Origin of the sequence: Aromatoleum toluvorans, assembly GCF_012910905.1 — a bacterium.
Lineage (GTDB): Bacteria > Pseudomonadota > Gammaproteobacteria > Burkholderiales > Rhodocyclaceae > Aromatoleum > Aromatoleum toluvorans.
The window spans coordinates 1-20,652 of the sequence record NZ_WTVN01000017.1; the positions used below are offsets into that span (position 1 = coordinate 1).

Below are 20,652 nucleotides of genomic sequence, written 5' to 3' on the forward strand. Positions count from 1 at the left end.
TTTGCCTTCGGCTTCCTCCAGATTCGCAGTTACCCGCGACACCCTTGCCGTTCGGCTAACTCTTCCCCTTGCCGGGCGAGTAGAGGACTTCCACCTCCAAGTGAGTGCGCCCTGCCGGGCGCACCAAAAAAAAACGCAGTCCTCGCGGGACTGCGTTAAATCCACACCAAAGGAGGAGGGTGGAGGAGACACCGGTTTGGATCACGAAGCTAAATCGATCCGACTGAGTGCCATTATCCAGAGCCGAATCCGACGTGGCAAGCACTTTTTGTGCATCGCACTATAAATGTTTTGATCGACAGATAAGCATTGCTTATTAAATTATAAATAATTGATGCATATCAAGTTCTCCTCCTCCCCCGACATATGCTGCGGATGGCATCTGCCATGTGGAGCTCGCTTTCGCGGACACATTGCTGCAACGCATCAGTAACTCCAGACTGCGCACCGGGCGCGGGCGGCCTTCCGGTAGAATCGCCCTCCGGTCGACCGATGGCGACCCCAATCCAGCCGACAACGGAGTCAATGATGGAATGCACGATCAAATGGGTCGACGGGATGACCTTTCTTGCCGAGACCGGCACCGGTCACGTCGTGGCGATGGACGGCGCACCCGAAGCGGGCGGGCGCAACCTGGCGCCGCGGCCGATGGAGATGATGCTGGCGGGTGCCGGCGGCTGCACGGCGTTCGATGTGGTGCTGATCCTGCAGCGCGGTCGCCACGATGTGCGCAACTGCGAAGTGAAGCTCGTGGCGGAACGGGCCGAGACCGATCCCAAGGTGTTTACGCGCATTACCTTCCACTTCACCGTGACCGGCAAGGGGCTGAAGCGTGAAATCGTGGAACGTGCGGTGCACCTGTCGGCGGAGAAGTATTGCTCCGCGTCGATCATGCTCGCCAAGACGGCGGAGATGGTCCACGAAGTGAGGATCGTCGACGTGGAATAAGCGCCTCGGGGGATGCGCCGGACAGGGGGGGGCCGGCCGCCCCCTGCCTTTGTCGGGTCAGACGCGGTACGCGGTGGTCGTCATGACCCGCGACATGAGCTTCATCGCGGCCTTGATGGGCGCAGGCAGTTCGTGGGCGCCCAGACCGATGGCGGTGTCGGCGTGGCGCGCTTCGTCGGTCTTCATCTGCGCGATGATTTCGCGGGACTTCTGATCTTCGGCGGGCAGGCGCTCGAGGTGCCCGCTCAGGTGCGCTTCGACCTGGCGCTCGGTTTCCGCGAGGAAGCCCAGGTTCCAGCGGTCTCCCAGTTTCCCCGCCAGCAGGCCGAGCGCGAAGGATCCGCCGTACCAGAGGGGATTCAGCAGACTCTTGCGCCCGCCCAGTTCGGCGATGCGCTGCTCGGTCCAGGCGAGATGTTCGGTTTCTTCGTTGGAGGCCTGCTGGAGTTCGCGCCGCACGCTGGCGTCCTGCGACATGATCGCCTGCCCCTGGTACAGGGCCTGGGCACAGATCTCGCCGCAGTGATTGACCCGCATCAGGCCTGCGACGTGTTCGCGCTGGCTGTCGCTCAGCGGGGCATCGGGCAGGTCGCCGCCGGGCACCGGCCGGACGGAACGTGCCGGGGCGAAGATCGTGCGCAGGGCCTTGTCGAATTCGACGATGAGCTGATCCATGGTGGTTTCCTCGGTCGCCTGGCTTATTTGCCCGATTTCATGAAGGTGCTGGCTTCGCCGCGCAGGCGCCGCAGGACTTCGTCGCGATCGCGCGGGGGCACGGGGCCGTCGCAGAAATGGTCTTCGGAGAGCGCCGCGCGGGGACGATTGTAGGTGTTGTCGACGATCGGCTTCCAGTCAGCGTCGCGCGCCGGCGACCAGTCGCCGCCGGAACGGCCGGTCGCGTACAGGCGCCAGGTGCCGCCAGCGCAGCGGATGCCCTCGTGTGTCACGTTCTTCGCGCCGCCCGGCGTGCGGATCACGAGCGTGTAGCGGACGACGCCGTCCTCGCCGACGACGATGCTGTCCTCGTCGATGAAGAAGTGGTTGGGCGACGCGCTGCTGACGAAGAATTCGCGCAAGGCGCCGTCGCGCGGGGCCGCCGGGAGCGTGTGGCCGCCCTCCTTCCAGTCCGGATCGGCATCGGTAAACAGGCCGGCAAACGCCGGGGCGGAAAAACACACGAGGGCCAGGAGGCCCCCGCGCAGGATGGGTTGCAGCGGCGTCAAGCTCGCAAGTCTCCACACAAGGATTGCCGGATCGCGTCCGGGACGGGCTCCACAACCGCCGTCATGGCAGGGTGATCGACTCCGATCGCGAGCGCGGCGCCTGCATGGAGGGCGCGGATCGCCGGGGGCGGAAGTTCGAAGCGGAGGAAGTGTACCGCGGACGTCTTTTCGTCATTGTCGCGTTCCAGGTCCTCGTCCGCAATCGCGAAGATCGGCTCGCAGCCCGCGACGCGAACCCAGACGTGCTTCTCGATGCCGATCAGGCGGGTGAGCCAGAGCCGTCGTTCGGCCTCCACCGGGAATTCGAGCATCATCGTCGCCTTCCAGTTGCTGCCGTCGGGCACGAGCGGGCTGTACGCGTCGAGCTCGTCCTGGATGCCCTCCTCCTCGAAGGTGCGTTCGATGCGCAGCATCTCCTGGATCTGGTAGCGGATCGTCAATTCGTCCTCGAACACCAGCATGATGTGCTCGCCCAGATGCAGCGTGCGCTCCTTCTTGTGCGCGATGACACGGCTGCGGAAGGCCGCGCGCTGGCGGGCGTAGGCTTCGAGGCTCAGGAGGCTGTCGCGGGAGATGGCGTTCATCGTGTCTTCACCTCACAGTCCGTATGCCCTGCGCAGCAGGGTCAGGGGATGCGCCTTTTCGGCCTTCAGATCGGTGCCGCCGTCACGGATGCCCTGCTGGATGTGGCGGCCGGCGATGGGGCAGTCGGAGCTGATGAAATCCGGCCCGGCCTGCGCCATCTGGCGGAACACGGGGCGCCCGATCTTCATCGACTGTTCGAAGAATTCCTCCTTGACGCCCCAGGTGCCGTCGTGGCCCGCGCAACGCTCGACCGTGGTGACCTCGGTGCCGGGCACCAGCTGGAGGGTCTCGCGCGTCTTCTGGCCGATGTTCTGGACGCGGCCGTGGCAGGGGATGTGATACGCGACCTTGCCCAGCGCCTGCTTGAAGTCGGTTTTCAGCAGGCCGTCGCGATGGCGCAGCATGAAGTATTCGAAGGGGTCGAACATCGCCTCCGCCACGGCGAGGACGTCCGCATCGTCCGGGAACATGAGGGGCAGCTCCTGCTTGAACATCAGGGCGCAGGATGGCACGGCGGCGAGGAGCGCGTAGCCGTCGCGGGCGAGCTTGGCGAGCGGCGGGATGTTCACGTCCTTCAGGCGGCGCACGCCCTCGAGGTCGCCCAGCTCGAGCTTGGGCATGCCGCAACAGGCTTCCCGGTGCGCGAGGACGACGGGGATCTCGTTGTGCGCGAGCACCGCGACGAGATCGTGGCCGATGCCCGGTTCGTTGTAGTTGATGTAGCAGGTCGAGAAGATCGCGACCTTGCCCGGCGCGCGCTCGCCGTCGCGCACCGGCCAGTCGGCGCGGGCGTCGGCCGAGCCGCGGAATTTGGCCGGGGCGTAGGGCGGGAGTTCGCGCCGCTTGTCGACGCCGAGCACGGACTGCAGCACGGTTCGGGCTGCGGGGTTGCGATTCGCGGCGTTGACGGTCTGGGCGACGACGGGAATCGCGGCTAGCTTGCCGAGCGCGTCCGTGCTCGTCAGCACCTTGTCACGCAGGCGCACCTCCCCCTTGCGGAACTTGACGGCCTTGGCGCGCAGCATCAGGTGCGGAAAGTCGACGTTCCACGGGTGGGGCGGCACATAGGGACACTTCGTCATGAAGCACAGGTCGCACAGGTAGCACTGGTCGACGACCTTGACGAAATCTTTCCTGGCGACGCCGTCGAGCTCGCCCGTGCTGCCTTCGTCGACGAGATCGAACAGCGTCGGGAAGGCGTTGCACAGGTTCACGCAGCGCCGGCAGCCGTGACAGATGTCGAAGACGCGTTCGAGTTCGTGCTCGAGCGCCGCTTCGTCATAGTAATCGGCCTTCTGCCACGCGATCGGGTGACGCGTGGGGGCTTCGAGGCTGCCTTCACGCTTGGACATGCGACCTCCCGTTTCGCGCGCACCAGCCGGCGCGCGCGATACCCAGTGCAGCGTTCCGGGCGGCCGCTACGGCCGCCCACGGCCGAGAGAGGCGAAGCCCGTTCAGTCCTGCAGGGCGTCCAGGGCCTTCTGGAAGCGATTGGCGTGCGAGCGCTCGGCCTTCGCGAGCGTCTGGAACCAGTCGGCGATTTCGTCGAAACCTTCTTCGCGCGCGACTTTCGACATCCCCGGGTACATGTCGGTGTACTCGTGCGTCTCACCGGCGATGGCGGCGCCGAGGTTGGCCCGCGTGGCACCGAACGGCAGGCCGGTGGCGGGGTCGCCACAGGCTTCGAGATATTCCAGGTGGCCGTGCGCGTGGCCGGTTTCGCCTTCCGCAGTCGAGCGGAACACGGCGGCGACGTCGTTCTGCCCTTCCACGTCGGCCTTCGCGGCGAAGTAGAGATAACGGCGGTTGGCTTGCGATTCGCCGGCAAATGCGGCTTTCAGGTTCGCTTCGGTCTTGGATCCTTTCAGTTCCATTGTCGTCTCCTCGTTCAGGGTGGCGAAGATACGCCCCGGTCGTCAGCCGGGGATGTCCTAAGCCTAGAAGCCGCGGACAGCGAGCGAAAATTGAATGCGCCTATGTTTTCGATCGCCCCCGGCTATCGGCTGGCGCGGCGCTTCACGCGGCGATCGCGGCTTCGATCTCGGCGAAGGTGCGTGCGATCTCGGTGGTCATCGGCTGCGGCTCGCCGAGCTGGCGCGCAATCTGCGAGGCGGAGAAGATGCCCCGGATCAGGCCGCGCCCGCCCTCCTCGCGCTCCAGCACCAGCGCATGCTGCCGGCCGGAACGGCGCAGTGTCGCGACGATATGGCCGACATCCGCGCGCATCACTTCGCCCAACTCCACGGCCTCGGTCTTGTCGAGCGGCGTCATGACGTTGTCGACAACCAGTTCACCGAGGGGCACGCCACGTTCGCGCGCGGTATGCACCGGGCGCTCACCAAGCAGGTCGGCGACGCTGAGGACGCCGCGCACGAGGTGGCGTGCATCCGTCACCAGGAGCAGCCGGACCCCGCGCAGCAACATCGCGCGATTCGCGTCGGCGAGCAGTGTTTCGCCGGAAATCGTCGCCGCCGGCACACGGGTGAAATCCGTCATGACCTCGACGGCCGGTGAGGCCGGCGACACCCTGCGGCTCTCGTCGGTTCTGGCGACTTCGCAATGCAGGCCGGCGAGCCGGGCTTGCGGGAGCGGTTCGAATTCCCGGTTCATGGGCACCTCCCAGTGGAGACAATCGCGTGGAGGGGCGCGTGTCCGGCTTGCGGACTTCGCGTCGGCACCCGTGCCGCGCCCCGCATGCGGCGCAGTCGTGCACCGCAGCCGGCCTATAGCCGGCATAGGGCTTTTGACCTCCTGCCCTGGCAGCGGTTCAGTGGCCACCGCGAGTCCGATTCGACGTGCACAAAAAAACACCGCCGCAACGTAGCCGAACTTTGCGGATACGTTGCGGCGGCGTCGGTGCCACGGTCAGGATTCGCGCTCCTGCGCCGCGGCCCGGTAGGCTTCGGGCAGGTCGCCGGGGCGGACCCGGAACAGATTTTTCGACAGCTCCAGCAGTGCCTGCTGATACACCTGCCGCTTGAACTCTATGACAGCGTCCAGCGGCACCCAATACTCACTCCAGCGCCAGGCATCGAACTCCGGATGATTGCTGGCTCGCAGGCAGACGTCGGAATCACGCCCCACCAGCCGCAGGAGAAACCAGATCTGTTTCTGACCGCGATAGGTGTTGCGCCATTCCCTCCTTATCCAGTGTTTCGGAACGTCATACCTCAACCAGCCGCGCGTGCGGCCAAGAATCTTCACATGCTCGGGGCGCAGACCCACCTCTTCGAAGAGTTCCCGGAACATCGCCTGCTCGGGGGATTCCCCGTGCTTGATGCCCCCCTGCGGAAACTGCCAGGAATGTTCGCGAATCCGTTTGCCCCAGAACACCTCGTTGCGCGCGTTGACCAGAACGATGCCGACGTTCGGGCGATAGCCTTCACGGTCGAGCATGATCAAACCTTCAATAATTCATGAGAGTTGTCACGATTTTTTCACACTTACCCTGCATTGGAAAGGAGCGGCCTGTGCCATGTTCCCGCACCGGCGGCGCTTTTTTCCGCGTTGACGCCCGGGAATGCACGGGTACTGCAGCGACCGCAAGGCGAATACCCGACCGGCACGCGACCGGATAGAATTTGTGGTTTGCCCAACCGACCATCCCGGACTCAAGAATGCGTGCCAGCCAGTATTTCATCTCCACCCTGAAGGAAGCCCCCTCGGACGCCGAAATCGTCAGCCAGAAGCTGATGCTGCGCGCCGGCTTCATCCGCAAGGTCGCCGCCGGCATCTACAGCTACCTGCCGATCGGCCTGCGGGTGATCCGCAAGGTCGAGAACATCGTGCGCGAGGAAATGAACCGCGCCGGCGCGCTCGAGCTGACGATGCCGATGGTGCAGCCCGCCGAGCTGTGGGCCGAAACCGGCCGCTGGGAGAAGATGGGCGAGGAGATGCTGCGCTTCAAGGATCGCCACGAGCGCGACTTTGCGCTGCAGCCGACCTCGGAAGAAGTCGTCACCGACATCGCGCGCCAGGAGCTGAAGAGCTACCGCCAGCTGCCGAAGAACTTCTACCAGATCCAGACCAAGTTCCGCGACGAGCGCCGGCCGCGCTTCGGCGTGATGCGCGGGCGCGAGTTCACGATGAAGGACGCGTATTCCTTCGACCGTGACGTCGACGCCGCCGGCCGCAGCTACGACGCGATGTACGCCGCCTACTGCCGCATCTTCGACCGCCTGGGCCTGACCTACCGCGCGGTGGCCGCGGACACCGGCGCGATCGGCGGCGACCGCTCGCACGAGTTCCAGGTGATCGCCGACACCGGCGAGGACGCGATCGTGTATTGCCCGGATTCCGATTACGCCGCGAACATCGAACTCGCCGAGGCGCTGCCGCTGCTCGCGTCGCGCGCGGCACCCACCAAGGCGCTCGAAAAGACCTCGACGCCGGGCAAGGAGACCTGCAAGGCCGTCGCCGAACTGCTCGGCGTGCCGCTCGAGACGAACGTCAAGTCGCTGGTGCTTGCGACTGATGACGTCGATGAAAAGGGCCAGCCCGCAGGTGTCACCGTGTGGCTGCTGCTCGTGCGCGCCGATCACGAACTGAACGAAGTGAAGGCGAGCAAGATCGACGGCCTGAAGGCGGGCTTCCGCTTCGCGACCGAAGCCGAGATCGACGAGCATTTCGGCTGCAAGCCGGGCTACCTCGGCCCGATCGGCCTGAAGAAGCCGGTGAAGATCATCGCGGACCGCACCGTCGCCAATATGGCGGACTTCATCTGCGGCGCGAACGAAGAGGATTATCACTTCACCGGCGCGAACTGGGGCCGTGACCTGCCCGAGCCGGATCTCGTCGCGGACCTGCGCAACGTCATCGAAGGCGATGCGAGCCCGGACGGCAAGGGGCGGCTCGCAATCCAGCGCGGCATCGAGGTCGGCCACGTGTTCTACCTCGGCACGAAGTACTCGAAGTCGATGAACGCGACCTTCCTCGATGTCGATGGCAAGCCCAAGCACTTCGAGATGGGCTGCTACGGCATCGGCGTGACCCGCATCCTCGGCGCCGCGATCGAGCAGAACAACGACGCGCGCGGCATCATCTGGCCGGATGCGCTCGCGCCCTTCCGCATCGTCGTGTGCCCGGTGGGCTGGGGCAAGTCGGAGGCAGTGCGCAACGAGGCGCTGAAGCTCTACGAGGGCCTGATCGCCGCCGGCGTCGATACGATCCTCGACGACCGCGACGAGCGCCCCGGCGTGATGCTCGCCGACTGGGAGCTGATCGGCGTGCCGCATCGCGTCGTGATCGGCGACCGCGGCCTGAAGGAAGGCGTGGCCGAATACCAGGGCCGGCGCGACGCCGAGGCGACGAAGGTCGCGATCGCCGATCTCGCCGGTTTCGTTGCCGCGAAGATGCGGGGCGAATGACTTTCAGCTATAACGTGCGCATGGAGCGCACGCGCCTTTCATTGCTTTTCGCCGCCCTGATGGCCATGTCGGCCTTCGGCGGCGAGGCATTGGCCGGCAATCAGATCTATGAGCCGATGGCAGCGAGCGTGCGCGCGGCCCTGCATGCGGCGGTCAGCGACGCGGGAGCGCCCGAGGTGCTGATCGCCGACGTGGAGGAACGCCACCGCTGGCTGCAGGAGATGTCGCGCCGCCTCGAGAAACGGATTCCGGATCGCGCCTACCGCGAGGATCTGCTGACCTCCGTGCATTACGAGGCGACGCGGGCAGGACTGGACGCGCAGCTCGTGCTCGGGCTGATCCAGGTCGAGAGCGGCTTCCGCAAGTACGCGGTGTCGGGCGCCGGCGCGCGCGGCTACATGCAGGTGATGCCGTTCTGGGTCAGGACGATCGGCGGCCCCGAGGACAACCTCTTCCATCTGCGCACGAACCTGCGCTACGGCTGCACGATCCTGCGCCATTACCTGGACGTCGAGAAGGGCGACCTGTTCCGCGCCTTGGGGCGTTACAACGGCAGCCTCGGCCGCCCGGAATATCCGAACATGGTACGCGCGGCCTGGGAGCGGCACTGGAGCTATCAGCCGCTGAAACTGGCCGTGTCGGACGCGCGCGGCCAGACCAACTGAGCAGCCTGCCTTTCGGGCTCTGGAGCCGACATGGAACATCGCCTGTTTCGCCGCCGATCGATCTCGATCTCGTTTCGCGTGCATGACGCGGAAACGGGCAAATTCATCGGGCGCATCGGCGATATCAGCAAGGCCGGCCTGCTGGTGTACGGCCCGAGCAAGATGTTGCCGGGCCTCATGTACCGCCTGCGGATCGACCTGCCCGACGACCACGGCAAGCCGCGCAGCGTGGTGCTGCCGGCCAAGGCGATGTGGTCGGGCCACGACACCAATCCGGCGTTCTGCAGCACGGGCTTTCGCCTGTTCGAACTCGACCGGCCGGAAAACCAGGCCGCACTGAACGCCATGCTGTCGCGCTTTACCGTCGGCTTCGAGGACGAAGACGCGGATGCCTGAAACGGCAAGGCCGGCAGCCGCCTCCCGCTGAGGCTGAAGCCGGCTCCCGGCCTGCGAAGGTCGGTCAGGCGGCGGCGCCGGCGACCTTCACGTTACTGGATTCATCACGGCCGACGGCGCGCACCGGCTCCCGGCCCGCATCCTTCGCCGTCGCGAGCGATTGCACGTCGCCGGAGATCTCGCCCCCTTCCTCGATCAGGATCTTGCCGTAGCGGATCTTGCCGCTGACACGGCCGGTCGCGTGGATGATCAGCTGGCTGCGCGCGGTGAGTTCGCCCTCGAAGCGGCCGCGCACCTCGGCGACGTCGATGCCGACAGTGCCCGAGAAGGAGCCGTTCTCGGCGATGCGGATGACGCGGCTGTCCATCGTGGCTTCGACACGGCCTTCGACGACCAGGGTATCGCAGTCGAGGATCTCGGCGCCCTTGAGCTTGACGTCGGGTCCGACGATCAGGCGGCTGCCGGTTTCCTGCACGCTGTCTTCGCCCGGGGTGGCCGCGATGTTCGCCGCTGCCGTCGCTTTCTCGTCAGCGGCCGGAGAGGAGTCGCTGGTCGAGGCCGGCAGTTCGGACGCACTGCGCGACAGGCTCGCGGAAGAAGACGCCGCCCCCGCGGTCAGACTGCCCGGTGCCGGCCGCGACGTGCCGTTGGTGCGCGATGCCGGGGAGTCTGGCGCTTTGGGGAACATGGCGGGTTTGTTGAACATGGTCTCTCCTTGAATCCGTAAACGTTTCCGGGCCGACGGTCATCGCCCCCGTGCGCATAAGCATTTGCCATGCCAAACCATCAAGCATTTGAATTTTAAGTATTTATTCAGCTTACACGCCGGAACGCGGCATTTCGGACCCGAAAACCGTCGCCATTCGGCGACACCTGAATCGCTCGTTGGCGTCATACCCCTGTTTTTATTCGATTTTTCACTGTCGCCTGGAAGCGACGGCAAACGCATTCTGAAACACGGCCTTGCACTTCCTTACGACGCGGTCCGCTGAACGCCACCTACACTTCCGCGCTGGTTTACGAAGATCCTCCAGCCATGTCGCGCCTTTCATTCAGCTATTCGCTGCTTGCCAGCTTTCTGCTCATTGCGGCGATCCTGGGTGCCACGGCGCTGGGGGGGCTGATCACGCTCGAGGAATTTGCGAGCCGGCACCGCGAAAGCGTCGATGACGCGCTGAAGTATTCGACGGCGGTGCAGCAGCTGGGGGAGCGCAGCGTCGATATGGAGCGCAGCGCACGCCAGTTCCTCGTGCTGAAGGATCCGCTCCTGCGCGAACGCTTCGAGCAGGCGCGCGGCGAGTCGCTCGCGGCCTTGGGCACGATTTCCGCATTGCGTGCGCCGAGCGTGACCCTTCTCGTGGACGAGTGGCGCATGGCGGCCGAGGCTGCGGGCGCGGCCCTGACCGGGAACGGCGGGGCGGAACCGGCGACGGCCGCGCTGGGCCGCGTGCCGCCGCTGAACGAGCGGCTCGCGGGCGAAGTGCGGGCGCAGCTCGATCGCCAGAGCCACGTGCTGTTCGCGGAACTGGACGCCAACCGCGGCCGCCTCGCGTGGCACGTGCTCGCCGCGATCATCGCCGCCTGCACCTTCGCGGCACTGACCGGCTGGTGGCTGCTGCGGCCGATCAACCGGCTGGAGGCGGCGATCGAGGCGCTGGGCGAGAGCCGCTTCGACGAACCGGTCGCGATTCCCGGCCCCGCGGACCTGCGCCGCGTCGGCCGCCGCCTCGACTGGCTGCGTCTGCGGCTCGCAGACCTCGAAGCGAACCGCAACCGGGTGCTGCGCCACGTGTCGCACGAGCTGAAGACGCCGCTCGCTTCGCTGCGCGAAGGCATCGCGCTGCTGGAAGACGGGGTGGTCGGCGAGCTCTCCGGGGAGCAACGCGAGGTGGTCGCGATCCTGCAGCACAACACCTACGCGCTGCAGGGGCGCATCGAGGACCTGCTGGGCTACAACGCGGCGGTATTCCACGCGCGCAACCTGCGTCGTCGCCCGGTGCTGCTGCGCGCACTCGCGGAGTCGGTCATCGCCGAACAGCAGCTGCCGATCCAGACGCGCAACCTGAAGGTGGCCTTGCGCGGCGATCCACCCGCGTTCAGCGCGGATCCCGACAAGCTGCGCATCGTGCTGGCGAATCTGCTGGCGAACGCCGTGTCGTTCAGTCCGCGCGACGGCGAGATCCGCCTCACGCTGAGCAACGAGCCCGGCTGGGTCCGCATCGATTGCATCGACCAGGGGCCGGGGGCCGCGGCCGAGGAAGCCGAGCGCATCTTCGACCCCTTCTTCCAGGGCAGCCGGCAGCCGGAAGAGCCGCGTCACGGCAGCGGACTCGGCCTTTCCATCGTCCGCGAGTTCATCGTCGCCCATGGCGGGCGCGTCGGGCTCCAGCCTTCGGCAAAAGGCGCCTATTTCAGGATCGAACTTCCCAATGAGATCTGACTTTCAACACGAACTGCGCCTCGCGGCCCGCGACGCCCTCGGGCACCGCGGCGCGGCCGCCCTGCTCTGCGTGCTGGCACTCGCCGGGAGCCTCGCGGGCTGCGCCAGCGTGCGCAGCGCAAGCGCCGAGTTGCCGGCGCTGCCGCCCATCCCGCCGATGCCGCAGATCCTCACCAACCGCAGCACTCCGCTCCAGACGGCGCTGGCCTACCACGAGACGCTTCGCGGCATGAATGCATCGGAACTCGCACGCGAACGCTCGGCGCAGTCCGGTGCGGGCAATGCGCCGCTGGCGCAGATCAAGCAGGCGATGCTCCTGAGCCATCCGCCGCAGGGGGCGACCAGTCTACAGCGCGCACAGTCCTTGCTAGAAGCGCTGAATGCGTCCGAGAAGGCCGATGCGGTGGCGCTGCAGCCGCTCGCCCGCGTGCTGGCCGAGCAGGTGCAGGAGCGCCTGCGGCTCGAGAGCACCGCGGAACGGCTGACCCAGCAGCTCGAGCGGACGGGGCAGCAGCTCAAGGACGCGCAGAAACAGGGCGAAGAGCTTCAGGCGAAGCTCGACGCCTTGACCGAAATCGAACGCACCCTGCCGGCCAGGCCGTCCGCATCGACGCCGACGCAATCGACGCCACGGGAAAGGAGAACCGAGAAATGAGGACGAGCCAGACCGCCGCCGGCGAGGCCATGACGACGCAGGGCGGTGCCCACCTGTTGCTCGTTGACGACGACGCCGATCTGCTGCGGCTGCTGTCGATGCGACTGGGCGCGAGCGGCTATCGCGTCAGTACCGCGGAAAGCGCTGAAGCCGCGCTGGCCTGCCTGGCGGTGGAGCGCTTCGGGCTGGTGGTCAGCGACGTGCGCCTGCCCGACCGCGACGGGCTGCAGCTCTTCGAGGAGATCCGCCAGATCTGGCCGGCGCTGCCAGTGATCCTGCTGACCGCGCACGGCACCATCCCGGATGCGGCGGAGGCGACCTCGCGCGGGGTGTTCGGCTATCTGACCAAACCGTTCGACAGCAAGGCCTTGCTCGACAAGATCGCGCAGGCGCTGCAGATCGCCGGCACCGCCCATGCCTGCGAGGAGCGCGTGGCCGCCGGCTGGCGCGACAACATCATCAGCCACAGCGCCCGCATGGCGACGGTGCTGGACGAGGCGCTGCTCGTGGCCGCCTCCGACGCCAGCATCCTGATCCGCGGCGACAGCGGCACCGGCAAGGAGCTGCTCGCACACGCCATCCACAACGCCAGCCCGCGCGCCGACAAGCCCTTCATCGCGATCAACTGCGGCGCGATTCCGGAGCAGCTGCTCGAGTCCGAGCTCTTCGGCCACATGAAGGGCGCGTTCACGGGGGCCGCGACATCGCACACGGGCCTGTTCCAGGCCGCGGACGGCGGCACGATCTTCCTCGACGAGATCGGCGACATGCCGCTCGCGCTGCAGGTGAAGCTGCTGCGGGTGCTGCAGGAGCGCGCGGTGCGGCCGGTCGGCGCGAGCCGCGCGCTGGAGATCGACGTGCGCATCCTGTCCGCGACGCACCGGGATCTCGAATCGGCCCTGACGGAAGGAGCGTTCCGCGAGGATCTCTTCTACCGCCTCAACGTCGTCAGCCTGACCCTGCCGACGCTGGACGAGCGGCGCGAGGACATCCCGCTGCTGGCGAATCATTTCCTGCACGGCCTGGCGCGCAAATATCAGAAGCGCCTGCGCGGCTTCGCGCCGGACGCGCTGGAGGCGCTGACGACCGCCGCCTGGCCGGGCAACATCCGTCAGCTGCAGAACGTGGTGGAACAGGCGTGCGCGCTGGCGACGACGCCGCTCATCCCCGTGACGCTGGTCGAGCGCGCCCTGCGCGGCCCCAGCATCGAGGCCCTGAGCTACGCCGAGGCGAAACTGCGCTTCGAGCGCAACTACCTGATCCAGCTGCTCAAGCTCACCGACGGCAACGTCTCCGACGCTGCGCGCCTTGCGGACCGCAACCGCACCGAGTTCTACCGCCTGCTGCAGCGGCATTCGCTCACGCCCAGCCTGTTTCGGGCCGAGACGGCCGACGTCGCCCGTGAGCGACAGCAGGAATACCACTAAATCAGCGACTTACCACAGAACCGAAAGGAGTGTCGGGATAACACGACACTTTCGCGTCGAAGTGAGCCTGGGGCGAGGGGGCATCGAGAGGACGCCCCGCCACAACGCACCGCAATACCGCGGTTTACATGCGCCGGATCACACCTGGCACGCCATCTGCTGAACGAGGGTCACGGCACGGACGCCCGGCGCCCGCGCACAAAATCAACAACCCGCAGAAGGTACCCCCGACATGATCACGCGCAAGAACATCGTCTCCGTCCTCACCACCAGCGCCCTCGCCTTCGGCATCAGCGTTCCGGCCCGCGCGGAAGGCCTGCTGGCCGTCGCGCAGGGCAACCGCGGCTGTGGCGCGCGACGAACACGATCACAACCTGCAGCGCGAGATCAAGTCGGCAATCGGCGCCGATCCGGAGCTGCGCGCGACGCACATCGCGGTATCGGCGCATGCGGGTCGCGTGACCCTGGCCGGTGTCGTCGTCAATGACGAGCAGCGCACCCGCGCCCAGCGCACCGTGCAGGGCGTGCGCGGCGTGCGGACCGTCGAGAACGTGCTGGAAGTGGCGGAACGCTGAGCGGTCGGCGCGCCGCCTGTGCCGGAGCCCCCCCGATCCGGTCAGGCGGTGCCGCCGACGGTCAGCCCGTCGAGCCGCAGCGTGGGCTGGCCGACGCCGACCGGCACGCTCTGGCCGTCCTTGCCGCAGGTGCCAACGCCCGGGTCGAGCGCCATGTCGTTGCCGATCATCGACACGCGCGTGAGCGCGTCCGGACCGTTGCCGATCAGCGTCGCCCCCTTCACCGGTCGGGTGACCTTGCCGTTCTCGATGAGATAGGCCTCGGCGGTCGAGAACACGAACTTGCCCGAAGTGATGTCGACCTGCCCGCCGCCGAAGTTCACCGCGTACAGGCCCTTCTTCACCGACTTGATGATCTCTTCGGGTGCCTTGTCGCCGTTCAGCATGTAGGTGTTGGTCATGCGCGGCAGCGGCAGGTGGGCGAAGGATTCGCGCCGGCCGTTGCCGGTGGGCTTCACGCCCATGAGCCGCGCGTTCATCGTGTCCTGCATGTAGCCGGTGAGGATGCCGTCCTCGATCAGCACGGTGCGCTCGGTCGGATTGCCCTCGTCGTCGATCGTCAGCGAGCCGCGGCGGTCGGGCAGCGTGCCGTCATCGACGACGGTGACGCCCTTCGCCGCGACCTGCTGGCCCATGCGGCCGGAGAAGGCGGAACTGCCCTTGCGGTTGAAATCGCCTTCGAGGCCGTGGCCGATCGCCTCGTGCAGCAGGATGCCGGGCCAGCCGGGACCGAGCACGACGCTCATCGTGCCGGCCGGCGCGGGGCCGGCGGCGAGATTCGTGCGCGCCTGATGGACGGCCGCACGCGCATATTCCTGCAGGCGCTCGTCGTCGAAGTAGCCGTAGTCGAAGCGTCCGCCGCCGCCCGCGCTGCCCTGCTCGCGGTGCCCCTTGTCTTCCATGATCACGGTGACGGACACGCGCACGAGCGGGCGCACGTCGGCCGCCATGTGGCCGTCGCTGCGCGCGACGAGCACCACTTCCCACGAGCCGGCGATGTGCGCCATGACCTGCGTGACGCGCGGGTCCTCGCCGCGCGCGAAGCCTTCGAGGCGTTCGAGGAGCTTCACCTTGGCGGTGTCGTCGAGCGAGGCGAGCGGGTCTTCGCCGCGGTACAGGCGCGACTTGCCGCCGTGCGGCGCGATCGCGACGGTGCGCCGCCCGCCCGCCTCGGCGATCGCGCGCGTGGCTTCGGCGGCCGACGTCAGGGCCGGCAGGGAAATGTCGTCCGAATAGGCGAAGGCGGTCTTCTCGCCGCTGATGGCGCGCACGCCGACGCCCTGCTCGATGTTGAAGCTGCCCGACTTGACGATGCCTTCCTCGAGGCTCCAGCCCTCGGAGCGGTGGTACTGGAAGTACAGGTCGGCGTAGTCGAGGCGATGGCGCATCAGCTTGCGGAACACCTTCTCGAGTTCCGCCTCGCCCAGATCGTAGGGGTTGAGGAGGTAACGGTCGGCGACCTTGAGGGGGTTCTGTGCTCGGCTCATTGTTCGTCCAGGTTGGGGCGGTCTGTCCGTTTCGACACGGACAAGGCGAATAAGGTCAAAAGGGCTGACGCAGGCGTCAGGCTTCGGCGATGCCGAGGCAGCGGTGGCGCAGGGCGGGCAGGCTTTCGCGCACGGCCGCGATGCGCGCGGGGTCGACATCGGCCCACACGACGCCCGGCCCTTCGTCGCGGCACGCGAGGACTTCGCCCCACGGATCGGCGATCAGCGTGTGCCCCCAGGTGACGCGCCCGCTCGGGTGGCGTCCGCCCTGCGCCGGCGCCATCACGTAGCACTGGTTCTCGATCGCACGGGCGCGCAGCAGCACTTCCCAGTGGTCGCGGCCGGTAGTGTAGGTGAAGGCCGCGGGCAGGACGATGAGATCGACCGCACCCATCGCACGGAAGAGTTCGGGAAAGCGCAGGTCGTAGCACACCGACAGACCCACGCGGCCGCAGGGGGCGTCGAAGGCGACCACCTCGCGACCCGCCTCGATCGTGGCGGCCTCGTCGTAGCGCTCGGCGCCCTTCTGGAAGCCGAAGAGGTGGATCTTGTCGTAGCGCGCGACGCGCTCGCCGCGGTCATCGAACACCAGCGTCGAATTGCGCACCCTGGCGTCCGACTCGGCCACCAGCGGGATCGTGCCGCCGACGAGCCACACGCCGTGGCGTGCGGCGGTCTCGCGCATGAAGTTCTGGATCGGACCGCGGCCGTCCGCTTCGCGGATCGCGACCTTCACGGTCTCGTCGGCGGTGATGAGCGGGAAGTACTCGGGCAGGGCGACGAGCTTCGCCCCCGCGGCGGCGGCTTCGGCGACCAGTTCCCCGGCAATGCGGAGATTGTCGCCGACGTCGGGGCCGGAAACGGTCTGGATCGCGGCGATGCGCACGGGGGAACGGTTCAAGCTCTTCACTCCTGCTTCGATGAAGCCGCCGTGCCGGGCGCGGCGGTGAGTTTCTCGACTTTCGGATCGGCCCAGTTGCCGGTGACCGCGTAGCTGAACGCGAACATCTTCTCGATCGGATCGCTCAGCGCCTTCTGCGCGACGTAGGCCACCACCCCCGCGACCGGATTGATGAGCCCGGCCGCCGTGCCGATCGCCACCGATTCGGACAGCGTCGGCTGCACCGTCACGCGCAGGTCCTGCGTCTCGTCCTCGATATCGACCGACCCGCTCATCCGCACCCTTGCCGCCGGTCCGCGGATGCGCAGGTCGTCGGTGCGCAGCTGGCCTGCCGCTGCCTTGATGCTACCGGAAATGCTGTCGAAGGCGAATCCTTCGCTGAACACGTCGCGGAAGTCGAGCGTGAGGCGCCGCGGCAGCGCCTGCAGGCTGAGCACACCGAGCAGGCGCCCCACTCCGGGGTCGAGCCTGCGGAACTGCCCGTTCTCGGCCTCGATCGTCATCGTGCCGGTCAGCGAGGGATAGTGGATGCGCGTCGGCGCCCCACGCCAGGCGACTTTGCCGGTCAGCACCGCCTTGCCGCCGCGCACGGCCTCGCCATACCCGAGCCGCTTCGCCAGCAGCCCGATGTCGCGCGCCTCGAGGCGGAAATCGAGATCGGTCTGCGGTCGCACGCCCGGACGCCACAAGCCGGAGCCGCCCAGCCTGCCGTCGGCGTTCGCCAGCGACACCGCATCGAGATGCCACATCCCGCCCTGATTCTGCGCCTGCAGTTCGAGGCGGCCGAACTCCATGCCGCGCAGCGAAAAGCGATCGACGACGACGTCGAGCGCAGGCAGGCGCCGCGGCGCTTCATCCGTTTCCGCCGCAGCGTCGGCGCTCGCGGCGGCCTCGGTGGCAGCATCGTGGCTGCCGCCGAGCACGAGGCGTTTCAGGCGCGCACGCAGGGTGCCGTCGCCGCTGTCCCGCCACTCGAAATCCCCTTCCACCTCACGGCTCTCGATCCGCCCTCGCCAGCCCCCGTCGTCCGCGCGCGCGCTCAGGTGGGCATCGGCGAGCTCGTGGCCGAACCCGCTCAGGCGCTGCGCGCGCAGGTCGACCGCCGCAACCGCGATCGGCCCGCGCCGGTCCGCCCCCCCACTGCTCTTCGCGGCGTCGAACACCTTGCGCCAGGCATCCACGTCGAGCTCGTCGAGTTTCGCCGCGATCGCCACGCCGGCATCGGAGTTCGGCGCAGCAGCCTGCAAGCCCATGCCGCCGCGCGCCGCCCCCCAGCCGTCGCCGGCACGCCGGCGCTCCAGCTGCAGCTCGCCCCGACCGTCGAGCGCGACACGTACGCTCTCGGACTTTCCGCCGGCGGGGAAATCCAGCGTCACGCGCAGCGGCCAGGTCGCCGTGGCGCTCTTGTTCATCGGCTGGGGCAGGCTCGACGCCACGCCGATCAGGTTCGAGTCGACCACCACCCTGGTGCCCTGCGCACGCGTGTCGATGTTCGCCTTCCACTCCGCCCCGCCCGAAAGGTGGTCCAGCCCCGGCAGATCGTGGGCCTCCCGCAGGGCCTGCACTTTCATGCCGCCGGAGGCGTCGAACACGACGCCGCCGTCCTTCGCCGTGCTCGCCACCAGCTGCATCGGCTCGCCGTACAGGCGGGCACGCGCTTCCGGGATCGCCAGATCGTTCTCGGTGAAGCGCACGACGCCGCTCGCCTCGGTCAGCGGCGGCAGGCCATCGACCACGTTCACGCGATTCGCGGTGAAGCGGTACTCGCCCTTCACGGTGCTGGTGTCCATCCGGCGCAGCGGCAGCACCAGCTTCAGGTCGAGCGCGCCCGTGCCTTCCGCACGCATCGCGTCGGTGAAGCCGTTGATGCGGCGCGACACCGGGCTTTCCGACACGAAGCGCAGGAAATCGGCCGTCGGCCCCGCCGCCCGGCCGTGGATGCTCATGATCTCGCCGCCCGGAGCGTCGAGATCCGGCACGTCGGCCACGACGTTCGCGAGCGCGACCCCGAAAATGCGCGCGCGATCGGCCGTGATGCGCATCCCCGGCCCTTCGAAGCGCACTTCGCCGTCGATGTTCGTGATCGACGGCCAGCCTTCCGCGTAATCCAGGCGCGCACCGAAGACGCGGGTCGTCACGAGGAACTGGCCCGACTTGCCGTTGCGGAACGGGAAGTCGTCGAGCTTGCCCTTCAGGCGCAGGCGCGCGTCGGGCACCCGGCCGCCGACGATGCCGTGCCGCAGCCACGTGCGCGTGTCGTCATTCACGACATGGGGCAGATAGCGCCACACGGCACCGCTTTCGGCGCGCGTCAGGCGCGCGCTGAGGTCGATCTCCCCGGCGCTGCCCGCGGCTGGCCAGTAACGCCCGGACGCGGTCCCGGCCGCATCCGGGTTGTCGAAGTTCGCACTGTCGAGCGCGATCTCGAGCCGGCCATCGGCGCCATGCGTCCAGCGCCCGTCGGCACGCAGATTCGAGAAACCGATCCGTGACTCGGGGAAGACCGCGGGCAGCTCCAGCGCGGCGTCCTGTCCGGCGATACGGAAGCGGCCGGCGCGCTCGTCGCCTTCGATTTCGCCCGACATGCCCGCGAGGCCCGGCACGGCGCCCTGCGGATTGAGTCCGATGCCGGCGAAGCGCGTGCGGATCTTCCACGCCTCCAGCTTGTCAAGGGCGCCGCGCCATTCGAGGCGCAGCTCATCGAGCGTGCCCTGCGGCGCGAACGCGCCGATGCGTTGCCGCACCGCGGGGTCGAAAGGCAGGTGGGCGGCAAGGCTGCTCAAGACCCTGAAATCGAGTCGGCCGCTCGTAAACTTTCCCGCGTCCGGCGGACCGCCGTCGGCACCGTGCAAGCTCAGGTCCAGGTCCGTCGGCGCGATCGCGAGGCCGTCCATCGTTGCGAGTTCGAGCCCGCGGGCGGAAAACGCCATGCCCTCGGCCGTGCGCCGCCCCACGAGCCGGCCACGCACGCTCGCGAGCTCGAGCACCGGCAGATCGTCGCCCAGGCGCGCGTTCACGTCCGCCAACGCGAGATTGACCGCCAGCGAATCGAGGCGCCCCTCGTCCAGTCCCATCCACGCCCGCACACCGCCCCGCCCCGCCAGCGCCACCGGATAATCGATCCAGGTCCGCCAGCCGCCCAGGCTCGCCTCGTCCGCGGCGACATACACCTGCCCCATCCACGACGACGGATCGGCCGGCGCACGGCTCGCAAGGTCGCCGCGCACTTCGATCATCGGCGCCAGCTCCGCTGGCGCCTGCGCCCGGAACGCGAAGCGATAGCGCGGACCGCTGCGCAGCAGGCGGAACTGCACGCCGGCAAGATTCAGTTCCGGCGCGCCGCGCATCGCATCGGTCCAGCCCAGGCTCGCGTCGCGGATGACGATCTCGCGTTGCGCGAACAGCCAGTCGGCAAAACTGCGGTCGGCGGTCTGCTCCGGATCGATGCGGATGCCGGCGATGTAGATCGCGCCGTCCACGTCGCGCCGCAGGGCCAGGACGGGGCTCTTCACCTCGATGCGATGGAAATGCGGCTCGGCACGCAGCAGCGACCACCACGACAGCGTCGCATCGATGCTGTCCAGGTGCAGGGCCGGGCGTCCCTCGCGGTCCTTCAGCTCGAAGCCGGCCAGATGCAGGCGCGGACGCAGCCCCCGCAGGTCGGCCGACAAGCCCTCGATCGATACCGGCAGGCCCGCCGCCACCGAGATCGCATCGGCCAGCTCCTGGCGGAACTCCCCGACACGCGGCACCAGCACTTCGCGCACGAGCAGGAAACCCGTGCCGAGGACGAACCATGCCGCCAGCAAGGCGACCGACAGCACGCGCCACACCCGCCCGCGGCGCGCGGAGGAGATCATGACAGCGAGGTCGGGAAGGGGGGTGTGAGGGGCGTTCATCGGCAATAAGGCGGAAGCTGCGCTGCGACCCGACTGAATGCGGACCGGCTTCGATACAATCCAGTGTGCATCCTGAGCGTCGGCA

The 20,652-nt window shown here is 67.7% G+C and carries 19 protein-coding genes; 8 read left to right on the forward strand and 11 right to left on the reverse strand.

Annotated elements, in window-relative coordinates:
- The first annotated feature begins 528 nt into the window (after positions 1-528).
- On the forward strand, positions 529-948 hold the full coding sequence (locus GPA22_RS12055) for an OsmC family protein (protein WP_169256319.1): 420 nt from the start codon (positions 529-531) through the stop codon (positions 946-948).
- 57 nt (positions 949-1,005) lie between these two features.
- On the opposite strand, the gene coq7 is transcribed toward GPA22_RS12055, so the two are convergent.
- The 7 genes from coq7 to GPA22_RS12090 form a co-directional block, all read right to left on the reverse strand.
- Positions 1,006-1,623, reverse strand: a complete 618-nt coding sequence (gene coq7, locus GPA22_RS12060) for a 2-polyprenyl-3-methyl-6-methoxy-1,4-benzoquinone monooxygenase (RefSeq protein WP_169256320.1) — start codon at positions 1,621-1,623, stop codon at positions 1,006-1,008.
- Between the two features lie 23 nt (positions 1,624-1,646).
- Positions 1,647-2,171 carry a CNP1-like family protein gene (locus GPA22_RS12065; RefSeq protein WP_169256321.1) on the reverse strand — a complete coding sequence of 175 codons (525 nt, stop codon included), beginning with the start codon at positions 2,169-2,171 and terminating at the stop codon, positions 1,647-1,649.
- Positions 2,168-2,755: a DUF3501 family protein gene (locus GPA22_RS12070; RefSeq protein WP_169256322.1), complete on the reverse strand. Its 588-nt coding sequence runs from the start codon at positions 2,753-2,755 to the stop codon at positions 2,168-2,170. The genes GPA22_RS12065 and GPA22_RS12070 overlap by 4 nt, the downstream gene beginning before the upstream one ends.
- A gap of 12 nt (positions 2,756-2,767) precedes the next feature.
- Entirely contained in the window at positions 2,768-4,108 is a 1,341-nt protein-coding gene (locus tag GPA22_RS12075) for a heterodisulfide reductase-related iron-sulfur binding cluster (protein ID WP_169256323.1), read from the reverse strand.
- Positions 4,109-4,210: 102 nt separating this feature from the next.
- Positions 4,211-4,630: a rubrerythrin family protein gene (locus tag GPA22_RS12080; RefSeq protein ID WP_169256324.1), complete on the reverse strand. Its 420-nt coding sequence runs from the start codon at positions 4,628-4,630 to the stop codon at positions 4,211-4,213.
- A 142-nt stretch (positions 4,631-4,772) separates the two neighbouring features.
- A complete protein-coding gene (locus tag GPA22_RS12085; protein ID WP_169256325.1) occupies positions 4,773-5,366 on the reverse strand; it encodes a CBS domain-containing protein in 594 nt (197 codons plus the stop codon).
- Between the two features lie 255 nt (positions 5,367-5,621).
- Positions 5,622-6,152: an RNA pyrophosphohydrolase gene (locus tag GPA22_RS12090; protein WP_121430747.1), complete on the reverse strand. Its 531-nt coding sequence runs from the start codon at positions 6,150-6,152 to the stop codon at positions 5,622-5,624.
- Between the two features lie 221 nt (positions 6,153-6,373).
- Here GPA22_RS12090 and GPA22_RS12095 point away from each other — a divergent pair, with 221 nt between their 5' ends.
- Genes GPA22_RS12095 through GPA22_RS12105 form a run of 3 tightly spaced genes read left to right on the forward strand, consistent with a single transcriptional unit; the run spans position 6,374 to position 9,183 of the window.
- Positions 6,374-8,122: a proline--tRNA ligase gene (locus GPA22_RS12095; protein ID WP_169256326.1), complete on the forward strand. Its 1,749-nt coding sequence runs from the start codon at positions 6,374-6,376 to the stop codon at positions 8,120-8,122.
- Between the two features lie 59 nt (positions 8,123-8,181).
- The gene (locus GPA22_RS12100; RefSeq protein WP_246264302.1) at positions 8,182-8,787 is read left to right on the forward strand and encodes a lytic transglycosylase domain-containing protein; all 606 of its coding nucleotides are present in this window, start codon (positions 8,182-8,184) and stop codon (positions 8,785-8,787) included.
- A 30-nt stretch (positions 8,788-8,817) separates the two neighbouring features.
- Entirely contained in the window at positions 8,818-9,183 is a 366-nt protein-coding gene (locus GPA22_RS12105) for a PilZ domain-containing protein (protein WP_169256327.1), read from the forward strand.
- A 64-nt stretch (positions 9,184-9,247) separates the two neighbouring features.
- On the opposite strand, the gene GPA22_RS12110 is transcribed toward GPA22_RS12105, so the two are convergent.
- A complete protein-coding gene (locus GPA22_RS12110; RefSeq protein ID WP_169256328.1) occupies positions 9,248-9,889 on the reverse strand; it encodes a bactofilin family protein in 642 nt (213 codons plus the stop codon).
- A 330-nt stretch (positions 9,890-10,219) separates the two neighbouring features.
- Here GPA22_RS12110 and GPA22_RS12115 point away from each other — a divergent pair, with 330 nt between their 5' ends.
- From GPA22_RS12115 to GPA22_RS12130, 4 genes are all read left to right on the forward strand, one after another.
- A complete protein-coding gene (locus GPA22_RS12115) occupies positions 10,220-11,623 on the forward strand; it encodes a sensor histidine kinase (protein WP_169256329.1) in 1,404 nt (467 codons plus the stop codon).
- Positions 11,613-12,278, forward strand: a complete 666-nt coding sequence (locus tag GPA22_RS12120) for a hypothetical protein (protein ID WP_169256330.1) — start codon at positions 11,613-11,615, stop codon at positions 12,276-12,278. The genes GPA22_RS12115 and GPA22_RS12120 overlap by 11 nt, the downstream gene beginning before the upstream one ends.
- On the forward strand, positions 12,275-13,705 hold the full coding sequence (locus GPA22_RS12125; RefSeq protein WP_246264296.1) for a sigma 54-interacting transcriptional regulator: 1,431 nt from the start codon (positions 12,275-12,277) through the stop codon (positions 13,703-13,705). Before GPA22_RS12120 ends, GPA22_RS12125 begins: the two co-directional genes overlap by 4 nt.
- 347 nt (positions 13,706-14,052) lie before the next feature.
- Positions 14,053-14,280: a BON domain-containing protein gene (locus tag GPA22_RS12130; protein ID WP_211169092.1), complete on the forward strand. Its 228-nt coding sequence runs from the start codon at positions 14,053-14,055 to the stop codon at positions 14,278-14,280.
- A gap of 41 nt (positions 14,281-14,321) precedes the next feature.
- Here GPA22_RS12130 and tldD read toward each other — a convergent pair whose 3' ends face one another.
- The 3 genes from tldD to GPA22_RS12145 form a co-directional block, all read right to left on the reverse strand.
- On the reverse strand, positions 14,322-15,767 hold the full coding sequence (gene tldD / locus GPA22_RS12135) for a metalloprotease TldD (RefSeq protein ID WP_169256331.1): 1,446 nt from the start codon (positions 15,765-15,767) through the stop codon (positions 14,322-14,324).
- Between the two features lie 76 nt (positions 15,768-15,843).
- Positions 15,844-16,677, reverse strand: coding sequence for a carbon-nitrogen hydrolase family protein (locus tag GPA22_RS12140; protein WP_425483959.1), 834 nt, complete (start codon positions 16,675-16,677; stop codon positions 15,844-15,846).
- A complete protein-coding gene (locus tag GPA22_RS12145) occupies positions 16,674-20,528 on the reverse strand; it encodes a YhdP family protein (protein WP_169256332.1) in 3,855 nt (1,284 codons plus the stop codon). The genes GPA22_RS12140 and GPA22_RS12145 overlap by 4 nt, the downstream gene beginning before the upstream one ends.
- Positions 20,529-20,652 lie beyond the last annotated feature (124 nt).

Bases quoted from the DNA above. Each gene is read 5' to 3' on its own strand.
- GPA22_RS12055 (WP_169256319.1), top strand. From the start codon at position 529: ATGGAATGCACGATCAAATGGGTCGACGGGATGACCTTTCTTGCCGAG.
- coq7 (WP_169256320.1), bottom strand. From the start codon at position 1,623: ATGGATCAGCTCATCGTCGAATTCGACAAGGCCCTGCGCACGATCTTC.
- GPA22_RS12070 (WP_169256322.1), bottom strand. From the start codon at position 2,755: ATGAACGCCATCTCCCGCGACAGCCTCCTGAGCCTCGAAGCCTACGCC.
- GPA22_RS12075 (WP_169256323.1), bottom strand. From the start codon at position 4,108: ATGTCCAAGCGTGAAGGCAGCCTCGAAGCCCCCACGCGTCACCCGATC.
- GPA22_RS12080 (WP_169256324.1), bottom strand. From the start codon at position 4,630: ATGGAACTGAAAGGATCCAAGACCGAAGCGAACCTGAAAGCCGCATTT.
- GPA22_RS12085 (WP_169256325.1), bottom strand. From the start codon at position 5,366: ATGAACCGGGAATTCGAACCGCTCCCGCAAGCCCGGCTCGCCGGCCTG.
- GPA22_RS12090 (WP_121430747.1), bottom strand. From the start codon at position 6,152: ATGCTCGACCGTGAAGGCTATCGCCCGAACGTCGGCATCGTTCTGGTC.
- GPA22_RS12095 (WP_169256326.1), top strand. From the start codon at position 6,374: ATGCGTGCCAGCCAGTATTTCATCTCCACCCTGAAGGAAGCCCCCTCG.
- GPA22_RS12100 (WP_246264302.1), top strand. From the start codon at position 8,182: ATGGCCATGTCGGCCTTCGGCGGCGAGGCATTGGCCGGCAATCAGATC.
- GPA22_RS12105 (WP_169256327.1), top strand. From the start codon at position 8,818: ATGGAACATCGCCTGTTTCGCCGCCGATCGATCTCGATCTCGTTTCGC.
- GPA22_RS12110 (WP_169256328.1), bottom strand. From the start codon at position 9,889: ATGTTCAACAAACCCGCCATGTTCCCCAAAGCGCCAGACTCCCCGGCA.
- GPA22_RS12115 (WP_169256329.1), top strand. From the start codon at position 10,220: ATGTCGCGCCTTTCATTCAGCTATTCGCTGCTTGCCAGCTTTCTGCTC.
- GPA22_RS12120 (WP_169256330.1), top strand. From the start codon at position 11,613: ATGAGATCTGACTTTCAACACGAACTGCGCCTCGCGGCCCGCGACGCC.
- GPA22_RS12125 (WP_246264296.1), top strand. From the start codon at position 12,275: ATGAGGACGAGCCAGACCGCCGCCGGCGAGGCCATGACGACGCAGGGC.
- tldD (WP_169256331.1), bottom strand. From the start codon at position 15,767: ATGAGCCGAGCACAGAACCCCCTCAAGGTCGCCGACCGTTACCTCCTC.
- GPA22_RS12145 (WP_169256332.1), bottom strand. From the start codon at position 20,528: ATGATCTCCTCCGCGCGCCGCGGGCGGGTGTGGCGCGTGCTGTCGGTC.